The organism is Aneurinibacillus sp. UBA3580, from assembly GCF_002375825.1.
Taxonomy (GTDB): domain Bacteria; phylum Bacillota; class Bacilli; order Aneurinibacillales; family Aneurinibacillaceae; genus Aneurinibacillus; species Aneurinibacillus danicus.
The window spans coordinates 12270-25749 of record NZ_DFMZ01000048.1 but is presented as its reverse complement, the minus strand read 5'-3'; the positions used below and the strand labels follow the sequence as shown (position 1 = coordinate 25749).

The window sequence follows — 13480 nt, the reverse complement described above, 5'->3', positions numbered from 1 at the left end:
TTTTGGAAAAATAAGAAAAGCCATCGTCATAACTCTTCAATAGAATTGAACATTTCCATTAAAGAAGATATCGACATGGCCTATAATTAAATCTGCAATATGTTCATAGCTTCTGCATAAAACCCCTTAAAGAATTAAATGAATGTTAAATTCTAAAACAAATACCTTCCTGAATTATAACATAACATCTAATAAAATAATTACTGTGTTAAAATTAGATTAATTTAAGGTCATCGCCAAACTCTGTAGTTGACGCGAACAGGAAATTACAATTCTACAATTAGTAAAATAAGGAGATTCACTGCTACACTTCTTCTATTTTACTTCCTGTGATGTTTGTTAAACTACATTCTTTATTCTTTGTTACTGGGTCTTATTATATGCGGATGGTGTTATCAACCAAAAAGACTACCTCGGTATGTACTTTTATCCTTATTTTTATTTCATTCATCTTCAACAAAACAAATTAAAAAAGCTACCCGGTTACTCACCTGGTAGCCTTTCATAATACCTACTTCAGATTCTGCATCTCTTCCTGGCAGCTTTGACAAATCATTTGTATCAAATTCATTTTTCTTTAACCCATGTTTGGAGAAACTAAACCAATATAAATAATTTATATTAACCTTTTTCAACTTGTTCGATTTTTAGACCGAAAATCTGAGGTGGTTCTATTCCATTCATCTGAAGGTATGTTGATAATTGACCACGATGATGCATTTCATGTTCCGCCAATGCCATCATGATCCTCCAGGAACTTACCTCATGTCCATGTAGGGCTGGAACCTTTTTTGCCAATAGCTCATTTCCTAAAGTTAATAAACCCTCCATTAACCTTGCATGACACGCTTCTAGGTAATGAACAATTTCCTCTATATTTTCCCCTTTACTACTTTCATGACCTGGATAGATCCACTTTCCATGCTCAAATACATTTAAGAACATGAGTTGAGAGGAACCTAGATGTCGAAGTAAATCTCCCGTTGAAAATTTATCTTCAGCTGGTTTCCATTCTAAGATAGAATTCGGTACAACCTTAACATACTGCATGGTACGCTTTCGTAATCCATCTAAAAACTTTACAAACTCCTCCACATCACGAATCATAAATACCACCCTTTTTTAAAATTTTTGCTTACAAGTACATCCATATTTCATGATTCATGTTGTGAAATCCTTTTTTTAAACGGTTTTGTTAAAGATAACTGCACGTTAGTTCAACAAAAGGGAATAAGCTTCCCAAAGCCTACTCCCTTTTCTCACGAAATCATTACAAAAAATTCAACCTGGACGTTATCTTTCGCGATTGAGATACCGCTAATTTTTGGGATACAAAAAAGGGGGACTCCTTGAAATCCACCCCTTTTTTATTGCCGAAACACTACAGCAGGCTCCGCAAGCGTTGGTTTTGCTCCGCAGAAATCTTTCTATTCCTACTCTGGTTTACGATTTACTCATTATTTCTTTCTATCCACTCTTCCACGATTTCATACGTTCCGTCCTTTGTTGCTTTCTGCTTCAGATACTTCATGTCGATTCGCTCTCTATGAGCATAATACAAGCGGAATGCCCACTCACAATCACTCTGGGAACGCCAAAACTTACAAGCACGCAACCGATCACAAATAATATCTTCAATCCCGATTACTTTAACATAGCGTCCATTCCCGATATTGAGCTTTGTAACCCGGCTGTAATCACCGTCTAACCAGTTATCTGGTATCTCTACAATCAACCCAACTTCTTTGTGATACCAGTCCTTTCCTTGCTTTTCAAATCCAAGATCTAATAATACCTGGTTCGCTTTATCTCGACCGTTCAATACAAAATCAATGTCCTCTGTTAAATAACTATTCCGGGTGTAGAGCTCAACAGAGAATCCACCTACGATGATGGGTTCTATATTCAAAGACTCTAGTATCTCTGTCAAAATTGCCGAGAACAGGAGCATTTTTTCTGTTTTAGGCTTTCCCTTTAATCCATATACTTCTGCTCGATACGACTTAATCGACAAAATAATCCATCTCCCTGTCATTGATATAGCGAACCTTTCCTTCTTCAACAGCTCGCATCCATTTTTCTCGGCAAATTATATCCAAACAACGCTGTTCATCTTTGTCTCGTGGTCGGACTCGTGTCTTACGCCCATTCCCACGAAATAATTTATAGGCCCGTTCATTTACCTCTTGTTGCTTTTCATCGATTTCTTTAAAGAACTCGTCTATGTTGAATTCACGCATACTCTTCCTCCTATTCTGTTCCTATACCTCCCTGGTTTCATTGTACCTTTCTCTAAAAAAATTTACCCTCCTGCTACTTCAATGTAACTACAATGTCCTCTGCAAAAGAGTATGTCTGAGCCAGCTGCTCCATAATCGCCTCTTTAATTTCCTCTTCCATATCCTTATGGAACATCCGAGGGATCGGGGCGATCAGCTGCGTCATTTCCTCGGAATAGTTTACTTCAATCCCAACATAACAGAGCTCGTCCTTTTCATCCACGTCCAGTATCACACTGGCCGGCAGTACTTCCTGTAACACCTGCTTCTTGTACGTAATGTCCGCATCCAGTTTAAAAAGGAAGTCGTTTTCCCTCTCCTCTACTTCTTTTACCTCGAAGCTAAATTTAAATGGCTCGTAGATGAATAGTTCCCCTGGTGACACTTTGAGGAATTCGCACAGGGTATTAAACGTATCGTACTGAATTCCTTTCGCATTGTGGTTCATCAGAGAACTGATTGTTGTCCGCGACATCCCCGTTCCGCTGGCAATATCGGCGATTTTTAGTCCTCTCTCTGCCATTAAAACAGCTAAATTACACTTTATCATATACAACACCTCACATTTAAAATATCATATCGACTTCATAATAAACAATATATTGTTTATTTGGTTGTTGACCAAATTTTTATCATTATGTACAATATAAAGAAAAAATAAACAGACTATTGTTTATTAATATGATATTTTGTTTATTGAGGTGATTCAAGTGATTACATCGAACTTACCAGTTCTGATGGCGAAACATGGAGTGAGAACATTAGCTGAGGTTGTAAGACAGACAGGCTTGTCCAGGACGACGTTGACCACGGTCTACTACAGCAGGGGAAAAGGGATTCAGTTCGATACGATGGATGCCCTGTGTGAGATGTTTGGGGTTGGAGTTGGGGAACTGCTGGTATATACGAAAGAGGAAACATCAGAAGAAATTTATAGAAACGATACTCACCGCTGTTGAAGTGGTCAACAGCGAAATGATAACTGTGTTGACTCCTTCTTTAAAACAGGTTGATGATATTGACCTGTTTTATAAGCAAAGGTAATTGTAATCCAGATATTGTTATCCATAAAAAAGATGTCCATTTATGGTTACTTTCTATTATTCAATACGATTCGGAGGAAAAAGAGTTTTTTAAACACCTCAAAGGTATTAGCGTTATAATAACACCCGGTGGTTTTCGGGAACTCCTTTACCTGTCCTGTGAAGGTATAGAATTTTAATTAAAAATCAGAGTTAATTCTCTCCATGGTTATCATAACCATGGATACCCTGATCAGAAAAGGGGAGGTCATTACGCCCCCACCTTTTTATTACTCCCTGTCTCATACCTCATTTCCAGTGTGACCACTTCAGATGTTTACTCATAAAACCTGGCCGTTTTGTCACATCTCGCATGCAGAAAGAGACAAAGCTCTTTTTCCCCATTATTCATCTTACGGATCTTGTATGATAACGAAGAAGGAAGGTGAAAAACAATGAAAGGCCATTTTCGGAAACGTGGAAGCAAATGGACATTTGTCCTTGACTTAGGTCGAGATGAAAAGACAGGAAAGAGAAAACAAAAGTGGTTTTCAGGCTATAACACCAAGAAAGAAGCAGAAAAAGCCTGTGCGAAAATCATTGCCGAGTTGTCGGAAGGAAAATATAAAGAGGAAAGCACACAAACCATTCAGGATTTTATTCTGGACTTCATGGAAACACAGGTAAAACCATCCACACGAATTACCACATATAACAATCAAATCTTTATCGTAAACAAGCATATCCTTCCTGAGCTGGGTCCCATGCAGCTCAATAAATTAACACCGGCAAAACTCCAACGCTTCTACGCGAAGAAAAGTAAAGAGGGTCTGGCCGCCAGTTACATTCGTAGTATGCATGCTATTTTAAGCAAGGCATTCCGCACAGCGGTTACCTGGGGGTTGCTCGAAAAGAATGTCGTGGCGTTAGTCAAACCTCCTCGGATTGAAACGAGGGATATCTCCATCTGGACGATGGAAGAGGCACAGGAATTTTTATCGTTTGCAGAGGATCGAAAGTTTTTTATTGCCTATGTGCTGGCGATTTATACCGGGATGCGGCGCGGAGAAATTTTAGGCCTACGCTGGCGTGATTGTGATTTGGAGCGCGGAACGGTTAGTATCCAGCAAACCGTGTATAAGTCTAATAATGAGATTCTGATCCAGGAGCCAAAAACGAAAGGCTCAAAGCGTACCATCACTCTCCCTGACTATGCCATCTCCTGTCTAAAAAAGCATAGGGTTCGACAGAATGAATACAAGCTGCGGCTTGGATCTGCTTATACCGATCATGATCTGGTGATGGCAAATTGGAACGGTACACCGGTTGATCCAGCCGATATAAATAAAGATTTTGCCTATGCCATTAAAAAAGCAGGGCTGCCGCGCATTCGCTTCCACGATTTGCGACATACCCATGCCACCATCCTGCTTCGGTTGGGGGAAAACCCAAAAGTCGTATCGGAACGATTGGGCCATGCGGAGGTCGGTATTACGCTCGATACATATTCCCATGTACTGCCGGATATGCAGAAAAACCTCGCGCAAAATTTTGAAATCGCCATGAAAGAAGTAAAGAAAAAGCGCAGCTAAAATCACTTTAGTATGGTAAAGGTTTGCAAAATGTTTGCAAACGCTGATTTTTTAAATCAAAAAGAGCCTGAAAACCTTGTCATATCAAGGGTTTCAGGCTCGCGTTTTCGATATTCAATTATACTTCCATAATAATCGGAAGGATCATCGGTCGGCGGCGCGTCTGCTCATACAGGAAACGTCCAAGCGCATCACGCACATTCGTCTTCAGCGATGACCATTCGTTTACATTCTCTTCCATGCAGCGATTCAGTGTCTGGCTTACAATGCGGTTCGCTTCTTCAAGCAGCGCTTCCGATTCACGTACATACACAAAACCGCGGGAAATAATGTCCGGTCCTGACAAGATTGTTCCGTTTTGTTTGCTCAATGTAACTACAACAACTAAAATACCATCCTGCGATAATAGCTTTCTGTCGCGCAATACGATGTTTCCGACATCGCCTACGCCAAGTCCGTCGATGAGCACAATGCCTGCATGCACTTTCGGACCGTATCGGGCTTTGCCCCCGCTAATCTCAACGGTATCTCCGTTGTCAATCAAGAAAATGTTTTCCGGCTGAACGCCGCATTGTTCAGCCAGCAGGGCGTGTTGGCGAAGCATTCTAAATTCCCCGTGGATAGGAATGAAGTACTTCGGTTTCATTAGATTCAGCATTAACTTCAGTTCTTCCGCACTGCCATGTCCAGATACGTGAATGTGGTTGCCGTATACGACGTCTGCGCCGATGCGGAACAGCTGGTCAACCGTACGCGCCACATACTTCTCATTTCCCGGAATTGGCGTAGCCGCAATCAGAACGGTATCACCCGGCAGGATGTCAGCCTTGCGGTGTGCGGAGCGTGCCATGCGCGTCAGCGCCGACATCGGCTCTCCCTGACTTCCGGTAGACAAGATTACAACCCGTTCAGCGGGAAGCTTGTTAATCTCTTCCGGCTCCACCAGCATGCCTTCCGGGACGTTCAAATATCCGAGGTCCATGGCAATATTTACTACATTCACCATCGAACGACCGATGACCGTTACTTTGCGATCATACATTGCAGCCGCGTCAATAACCTGTTGGACACGGTGAATGTTGGAAGCGAACGTGGCAACTACTATCCGTCCCTTACACTTGTGGAACTGTTCTTTGATTGCTTCGCCAACTTCGCGTTCCGATCCGGTGAATCCGGGACGTTCTGCGTTCGTACTGTCTGAGAGCAACGCCAAAACACCGCGCTCACCGATTTGCGCCATCTTCGCCAGGTCAGCCATCTGATTGTTAACCGGCGTCTGATCGAACTTAAAGTCTCCGGTGTGCACCACATAGCCTTCCGGCGTATCAAGGCAGACGCCGACAGAGTCCGGAATACTGTGATTTGTTTTAAAGAACGTTGCTGTGAAGATGCCGAGCCTGACTTCCGACTTGTTGTCGATCAAGTTCAGCTTAGCATCTCCAAGCAGTCCCGCTTCTTTCAACTTGCCCTCGATCAGTCCGAGCGTCAGCTTGGTCGCGTACACCGGAACGTTCAGATGCCGCAGCACGTACGAAAGTCCGCCGATGTGATCTTCATGACCGTGCGTAATGAGGATACCGCGGACTTTGTCCTTGTTCTCCTGCAGGTACGTAATATCAGGGATAACAATATCGATGCCCAGCATCTCTTCCTCGGGGAATTTTAGGCCCGCATCGATTACCACGATGTCATCCGCGTACTGTACTACGTACATGTTTTTGCCAATCTCGCCCACGCCGCCCAAAGCGAAGATCGACAAAGCTTTCTGGTTAAGTTTCGACAAATTCATTCCTCCTAAATATTCAGTTGTAGTTACATTTAATCAAACAAAATATTCATTTTTATAAAAACCGAACCAGTCACTTGTTAATATTATACATGATGCGTCAAAGGAAAAACAAGTGCTATCACTTGTTACTATCTCCGCAAGTAGCCCTTGTTATGTAATCGTACGACAAAAGGGCAGGAAATAATTTCCCTGCCCTTTTCTTACCCAGTACGGCTATGCGAATAAACTATTTACGTATTCATGCTCTTTTTCAGTAAGCTCCACCAGCGGAAGACGCACGCCGCCCACATCGATCCCTTTTAAGGTCAATGCTGCCTTGATCGGCGTCGGGTTCGCGGTAATAAACAATCCCTCAAATATCGGAAGCAGCTTGCGGTGTAACGCACTCGCCTTCCCGATGTCACCCCCGACGAATGCTTCAATCATTTCGGTCATCTCGTTGCCGATAACGTGGCTTGCCACGCTCACGATGCCCTTGCCACCCACGGACATGCACGGCAGCGTCATTTTATCATCGCCGCTATATAACACGAAATCATCCGCCGTCTGCTCGATAATAACAGACATCTGGCTCAAATCATCGCTCGCCTCTTTTATTGCTACAATATTGGTTACATCATTCGCGAGACGAACGGTCGTCTCCGCTTTCATATTGATAACAGAGCGGCCCGGGATGTTGTACAGCATCACCGGCAGTTTCGTGCTTTCGGCAATCGTTTTGAAATGCTGGTATAAGCCTTCTTGAGATGGCTTGTTGTAATACGGCACGACCAGCATAATCGCGTCCACACCGGTTTCTGCCGCTTTTTGCGTAAGTTCAATGGAAGCGGCTGTGTTATTGCTGCCCGTGCCTGCAATAACCGGAATACGACCATCCACAATCTCGGCTACATGGCGGTATAAGTCTACTTTCTCCTGTCCGCTCAGCGCTGGCGATTCTCCGGTCGTTCCCGCGACGACCAGCGCGGTGGAACCTGTGGCAATCAGATGCTCTACCAGGGCTTCCGTCTTCTGCTTATCTACGTTAAGCTGTCCGTCGAACGGCGTCACCATTGCCGTTACCAATCGTCCAAAATCGATCACGGTTATCCTCCTTAAAATTGCACCTTGTCAAGATCAAACGTTTTGTGCAGCGCCCGAACCGCACGAACCATATCAACTTCCCGTACCAACACCCAGATGGTCGTATGCGAGTCGGCAGACTGGAGAATCTGGATATCCTCCCTCGTCAGCGTTTCAACGATACGCGCCATTACACCGGGAACACCGGCCATACCGGCCCCGATGATAGACACTTTGGCGCAGTGGCGGGCCAGCAGCGGTTCATACCCCATTCCATGCAGAATATCGACCGCTTTCTCTACCACCTCATCATGTACGGTATACGCAACCCCAATCGGATTTACGTTGATAAAGTCGACGCTGATTTCATTCTCGGCCATTGCTTTGAACACCTGCATCTGCAAATCGTATTCGCCCTCTTTGGCCATTACTTTAATCTGCGTCAGATTCGATACATGAGCGATACCCGTAATCAGGCGATCATTTACTTCACCCGCTATCCGATTCGCTTCGGCCACGCTCGTCACCAGCGTACCCTCATCGTCTGAGAACGTGGATCGCACACGGATGGGCGTATTTGTCTGCATGGCGATCTCCACCGCACGGGGGTGAAGTACCTTCGCGCCCTGGTAGGCCATATTGCAAATTTCGGTATACGTAATGGTGGACAGCGAACGAGCTTCTTCGACAATGCGCGGATCCGCAGTCATAATACCGTTCACATCGGTAAAAATGTCGACCATTTCTGCTCTTAGCGCAACGCCGAGCGCCGTTGCCGACGTGTCGCTGCCGCCTCTTCCCAGCGTAGTCGTATCCCACTCAGTCGTCCGACCCTGAAAACCGGTTACAATGACCACTTTCCCCTGCTCAAGCTCACGAAGAATCCGTTGCGGATTGATAGTCACAATCTGAGCGTTCGTGTAGTCATCATTTGTCAAGATACCGGCCTGACCCCCCGTTAACACAATGGTATTCAGGCCTTTGGCGTTCAGCATGCTCGCCATTGTCGCGGCGGAAATTACTTCCCCGCATGACATCAGCATATCGGTCTCCCGTTTGCCGAGTGCATTTCCGTTCTCTTTAATTAGGTCAAGCAACGTATCGGTGGCGTACGGATCTCCTTTTCGCCCCATCGCGGATACGACGACGCAAACGCTGTATCCCTGCTCCAGCGCTTTTTGGATATGCTGAGCCGCACGCTCTCTCTTTTCGGCGGTCGTCAGAGACGATCCGCCGAATTTTTGAACAAGTATTCTCATGCTGCTCTCATAGCTCCTTACATTAAGACTCCTTAATCAAGTTGCGTTTTACAAGCTCCTCAGCGATTTGTACCGCGTTCCATGCGGCGCCCTTTAACAGGTTATCGGATACAATCCACATGTGCAAGCCCTTCGGATTGTCGAGATCGCGGCGCAGACGTCCGACGAATGTCTCAATTTTGTCTGCCGCATCGATCGCCATCGGGTACTCCTGCTCTTCCGGATTATCCTGCACCACAATGCCCGGCGCATTTTCAAGCAAAGAGCGAACCTCAGCTAAATCGTACTCATTTTTCAGCTCTACATATACAGACTCCGAGTGACCTTTGACGACTGGAATGCGCACGCACGTTGCCGCCACAGCAATGGTCTCGTCGGAGAAAATTTTCTTCGTTTCACGCACCATCTTCATTTCTTCATTTGTAAAGCCATTTTCTAAGAATACATCAATTTGCGGAATGGCATTGAATGCAATCTGGTGCTTTTTCGGAAGTGAACCGACCGGCAGCACTTCTTTCTTTACTTCGTTGCCACGAATAATGGCTTCTGTCTGATCATGCAGTTCCTGAATCGCTTTGGCACCTGCGCCGGATACCGCCTGATACGTAGAGACGATAATGCGCTCGATTCCGTATTTTTCACGCAGCGGATTAAGCGCCGCTACCATCTGAATCGTAGAGCAGTTCGGATTGGCGATAATGCCGTTATGCTCAGCCATCGCTTCCGGATTGACTTCCGGTACAACCAGCGGTGTATTCGGGTCCATGCGAAATGCACTCGTGTTATCAATACAAATCGCACCGCGTTTCGCCGCTTCAGGCGCCAGTGCTTTGCTTACGCTTCCCCCTGCACTGAACAGAGCAATCTGTACACCTTCAAACGCTTCCGGTGTGGCTTCTTCAATCACAATCTCTTGGCCCCTAAATTGTACGGTCTTACCCGCCGAACGAGCGGACGCCAATACTTTCAACGATTGAAGTGGGAACTGCCTCTCTTCCAACATCTTTAACATTTGCTCCCCTACTGCGCCGGTAGCGCCGACGACTGCTACATGATATCCCTTGTTATTCTCCATGTTTCCCACTCCTTTGTGCTCACCGAATCTTACGGTGTGACTATATTTTTTATTATGAAAATAGCAAAAAGCGCTATTGCATATAGCGAAACTTCTCTACCAGCATAGGCTGTAACTGTCTTCCTTCCAGTGCTGCTTCACACGTCTCTTTAATAAGCTCCATACGAGCAACGAGAGAATTCGGCTTCTTATCCGGGGCGTCCTGGCCATACGGTACCATGTAAATGTTCTTGGTCACCATCAATTTTGCTACGTTAGCGGCGTTAAGTCCCAATCCATCATTTGTAGAAATGGCGAGAACAACCGGACGCAAATTACGTAATGTCGCTTTTGTCGCCATCATCACCGCACTGTCAGTGACCGCATTGGCAAGCTTGCTGAGCGATGTGCCCGTGCAGGGCGCAATGACCATTACATCGAAACGCTTGCTCGGACCGAGCGGCTCGGCGTCTACGATCGTTGAGATGATGTCATTTCCGGTAATGGTATGCAGTTGTGCATGCCAGTCGCTTGAGTTGCCGAAGCGGGTGTCTGTTGTCGCGACCGTATGACTGATAACCGGCACCACCTCGGCGCCCGCATCAACCAGTCTCTGAATCTCCGGCATTACTTCTGCAAACGTGCAATGCGACCCTGTCAATCCGAAGCCAATTGTTTTACCCTTGAGATCCATCTCGATCCCTCCTGTTTCCCGTTTGTTCGAAAACAAGACGCGACAGTGTGTTCGCAATAATTTGTCCCGCAGTTTTCGGTGCAACGATTCCGGGTAAACCTGGAGCAAGGATCGCTTTAATCCCCCGCTTCTCCGCATACCGGAAATCGGTGCCGCCCGGTTTGGAGGCAAGATCGATAACCAGGGCATGGTGCTGCATATTTGCAATCACCTTGGCGGTAATAATAAGGTGGGGGATTGTATTAAAAATTAAATCCGCGTCGTCCACATGATCGCTCAGCGTATCGATATGGAACGGGGTCAGTCCCATCTCGAAAATGCGGGCCAGATCAGCCGACTTTCGGGCGCCCACCCGCACATGCGCACCTAATGCATGCAGAGCACGTGCCATGGACACACCAACCCGGCCTAACCCTAAAACCAGGCTGGTTGAGTTATGAATCGTGAAATCGGTATTTTGGATAGCCATCATCAGCGCGCCTTCCACTGTGGGAATCGAGTTATAGATAGCGACATCATCGCGATCCATCAACTCCACAAGACCAAGACCCCGCTTCCCCGCAACTCTCGTTAAGAAATTGCGGGCGATCCCGGTATAAATGCAGCAGTTGTCAGGCAACGCGGCAAGGAGTTCTTCCGTCAGTTGCAGGGGTTTGGAACAGAAAACGCTCTCGACGTACCCCTTATCATCCGATCCTACAATCGGCAGAATTAAGGTGTCCACATCGTGCAAGACATCAGCAGAAAGCGGTCGCTTCACCGCGCCGGTAAAGTTGCTCTCCAAATTATCAAAGCCGATGAGGGTTACTACGGCATCCAATTCAATGAATTTCTTGATGACTTCAAGCTGACGGGCATCCCCGCCGATGAAGGCAGCATGAATTCCTGTTAGCATAAGATAACCCCTTTCAAACCATTTTACTGCAAACCTTCGTTAAGATAAAGCACAAAACGAACGCAGCTACCATGGTTTCCCGGAATTCGTTGCATTTCTATCCTCATCGTATTCGATGTCACCCGGTATGGTGACAGACGCCCATCGCTCATTTTCTCTTATCCTTTTGCCGATTTCTCTTTCATTTCGATGATGATCATTTCGCTTCCGATTTTACGGACCGCTTTCCACGGAATCATAATCTCTTCCTTTTTCCGTCCAAGGCTAAGCAGACTGCCTGTTGGAAGTATGATAGACTCGATTTTTCCTGAAGCCGGATCAATAATAAGATCCGATTGCCCTACTACACCCATTCGTTCGCCGTTATCCAGATCAATGATTTCTTTGCCGCCCAGTTCGCTGTACCGCATTAGATCGCCCCCTTGTATACGATAAATTTACTTTTGTACATTATAGATGTATACGCTTGATAGGCCGTTATCATTAGCGTGCGGACAACAAAAGTCTTTTGAACTTGCCTATTACCTAACCGGGGGAATGATTATGCGCACACTTTGCATTTCCGACATTCATGGACACTACGATGCATTTTGCCGTCTGCTTGAACGTGTCAGTTATAACCCGGCTTCCGATCGGCTCGTACTTATGGGAGATTTCATCGACGGAGGTGCTGGACACAATCGTCAGCTCAACTGCCTTGCCATTACGGAACACGGTTACGAAACGTACAGCGTCTCTATTTCCTCGTAAAAGAAACAAGAAAAAGAGACGGCAACGCTTGCAGGTTCATTTTTCCTAAAAAGTAGTTTATGTCCGCGTGTTTCCGTCCAAATGAGACCTACCAAACATCCAGGTAATTCGAAGATGGAGACAGTGATAGGTCTCTTTTCCGTTCGGACGAAAACACGCGAAGCGGGAAAAATGAAAGGCAATGCTTATGCCGTCTCTTTTTCTTGTTTTCCTTTTTATACTCCTGTATGCCCAAAGCCCCCGCTGCCCCGCTCCGTATCATCCAATGATTCTACTTGCACGAACTGTACACGTGGCACCCACTGGAATACAAGCTGGGCGATCCGGTCACCGCGCTCGACTATGAAAGGCTCTGTCCCATGGTTAATCAGGATGACACCTACTTCGCCGCGGTAATCCGCATCGATCGTTCCGGGCGCATTCAGTGTGGTGATCCCTTTTTTATAGGCCAGGCCACTGCGCGGACGCACCTGCGCCTCTAAATTATCCGGCATCGCCATGGCAAAGCCCGTTGGAACTAAAACCCGCTCTCCGGGCTGAAGCGTCACCCGCTCCGTAACAGCAGCCCGTAAATCAAAGCCGCTCGCTAAATCCGTCATTTTCTGCGGAATACCAATGTCTTCGTTTCCTGGCAAAATAGTAATCTTTACGCTAGCTTCGTACAAGAATATCGCTCCTCATATAGTCTGGAATCATCTCAAGCGGGCTGACGAGCGCTATCGCCACCGGGTTTGTGAAAATTTCTTCAGCCACCTTTTTTACACTTTCGACGGTGACGGCCTCGACACGCTGGATAATTTCATCTAAATCCAGATGGCGCGAAAGCAGTAACTCGTTCTTGCCCAGGCGGCTCATGCGGCTGCTGGTGCTCTCCAGGCTCAACATCAGGCTGCCTTTAAGCTGCTCTTTGCCTTTTTTTAATTCTTCGGTGCTAATACCGCCATCACGCAGGGCAGCTACTGTATTCATCATAACGTTGTATACTTCCTCAAGCTGCTTGGTCGCCGTGCCGGTATACAGCGTAAATGTACCTGAGTTTTTGAATGCCGAGTGATACGAATACACAGAGTACGCAAGACCACGC

General features: G+C 46.0%; 16 protein-coding genes. 3 read left to right on the top strand and 13 right to left on the bottom strand.

The genetic code is table 11. The annotated features are described in order from the left end of the window. Positions 1-621 precede the first annotated feature (621 nt). From B2899_RS07665 to B2899_RS07650, 4 genes are all read right to left on the bottom strand, one after another. Entirely contained in the window at positions 622-1107 is a 486-nt protein-coding gene (locus B2899_RS07665; protein ID WP_286884815.1) for a DinB family protein, read from the bottom strand. Positions 1108-1450: 343 nt separating this feature from the next. Then, positions 1451-2014, bottom strand: coding sequence for a hypothetical protein (locus tag B2899_RS07660; RefSeq protein ID WP_286884813.1), 564 nt, complete (start codon positions 2012-2014; stop codon positions 1451-1453). Then, entirely contained in the window at positions 2004-2240 is a 237-nt protein-coding gene (locus B2899_RS07655; protein WP_057899176.1) for a hypothetical protein, read from the bottom strand. The genes B2899_RS07660 and B2899_RS07655 overlap by 11 nt, the downstream gene beginning before the upstream one ends. A 73-nt stretch (positions 2241-2313) precedes the next feature. Next, on the bottom strand, positions 2314-2829 hold the full coding sequence (locus B2899_RS07650) for a helix-turn-helix domain-containing protein (protein ID WP_286884808.1): 516 nt from the start codon (positions 2827-2829) through the stop codon (positions 2314-2316). 160 nt (positions 2830-2989) lie between these two features. Between B2899_RS07650 and B2899_RS07645 the strand changes: the two genes are divergently transcribed. Together B2899_RS07645 and B2899_RS07640 are read left to right on the top strand one after the other, a co-directional pair. Then, a complete protein-coding gene (locus B2899_RS07645; RefSeq protein WP_146808977.1) occupies positions 2990-3238 on the top strand; it encodes a helix-turn-helix domain-containing protein in 249 nt (82 codons plus the stop codon). Positions 3239-3756: 518 nt separating this feature from the next. Then, positions 3757-4893: a tyrosine-type recombinase/integrase gene (locus tag B2899_RS07640; RefSeq protein ID WP_286884805.1), complete on the top strand. Its 1137-nt coding sequence runs from the start codon at positions 3757-3759 to the stop codon at positions 4891-4893. Positions 4894-5011: 118 nt separating this feature from the next. On the opposite strand, the gene B2899_RS07635 is transcribed toward B2899_RS07640, so the two are convergent. The 7 genes from B2899_RS07635 to B2899_RS07605 form a co-directional block, all read right to left on the bottom strand. Further along, positions 5012-6682, bottom strand: coding sequence for a ribonuclease J (locus B2899_RS07635; RefSeq protein WP_218029536.1), 1671 nt, complete (start codon positions 6680-6682; stop codon positions 5012-5014). A 213-nt stretch (positions 6683-6895) separates the two neighbouring features. Next, entirely contained in the window at positions 6896-7765 is an 870-nt protein-coding gene (gene dapA / locus B2899_RS07630) for a 4-hydroxy-tetrahydrodipicolinate synthase (RefSeq protein ID WP_146808975.1), read from the bottom strand. 11 nt (positions 7766-7776) lie between these two features. Continuing rightward, positions 7777-9003, bottom strand: coding sequence for an aspartate kinase (dapG, locus tag B2899_RS07625; RefSeq protein ID WP_146808974.1), 1227 nt, complete (start codon positions 9001-9003; stop codon positions 7777-7779). A 22-nt stretch (positions 9004-9025) separates the two neighbouring features. Continuing rightward, on the bottom strand, positions 9026-10078 hold the full coding sequence (locus B2899_RS07620) for an aspartate-semialdehyde dehydrogenase (RefSeq protein ID WP_286884802.1): 1053 nt from the start codon (positions 10076-10078) through the stop codon (positions 9026-9028). A 73-nt stretch (positions 10079-10151) separates the two neighbouring features. Beyond that, the gene (locus tag B2899_RS07615; RefSeq protein ID WP_146808972.1) at positions 10152-10751 is read right to left on the bottom strand and encodes a dipicolinate synthase subunit B; all 600 of its coding nucleotides are present in this window, start codon (positions 10749-10751) and stop codon (positions 10152-10154) included. Next, positions 10735-11646 (bottom strand): dipicolinate synthase subunit DpsA, encoded by a 912-nt coding sequence (gene dpsA, locus B2899_RS07610; RefSeq protein ID WP_286884799.1) that lies wholly within the window; start codon positions 11644-11646, stop codon positions 10735-10737. Before dpsA ends, B2899_RS07615 begins: the two co-directional genes overlap by 17 nt. Positions 11647-11804: 158 nt before the next feature. Continuing rightward, positions 11805-12056 (bottom strand): YlmC/YmxH family sporulation protein, encoded by a 252-nt coding sequence (locus B2899_RS07605; protein WP_146808970.1) that lies wholly within the window; start codon positions 12054-12056, stop codon positions 11805-11807. 133 nt (positions 12057-12189) lie between these two features. On the opposite strand from B2899_RS07605, the gene B2899_RS07600 reads away from it, so the two are divergent. After that, positions 12190-12396 carry a metallophosphoesterase gene (locus B2899_RS07600; protein ID WP_174760594.1) on the top strand — a complete coding sequence of 69 codons (207 nt, stop codon included), beginning with the start codon at positions 12190-12192 and terminating at the stop codon, positions 12394-12396. A gap of 215 nt (positions 12397-12611) precedes the next feature. Here the strand turns inward: B2899_RS07600 and dut are convergent, their stop codons facing one another. Beyond that, positions 12612-13061, bottom strand: a complete 450-nt coding sequence (dut, locus tag B2899_RS07595; protein WP_146808969.1) for a dUTP diphosphatase — start codon at positions 13059-13061, stop codon at positions 12612-12614. Beyond that, on the bottom strand, positions 13048-13480 hold a 433-nt coding region (locus B2899_RS07590; protein ID WP_286884794.1), incomplete at its 5' end, for a M16 family metallopeptidase. The genes B2899_RS07590 and dut, both read right to left, overlap by 14 nt.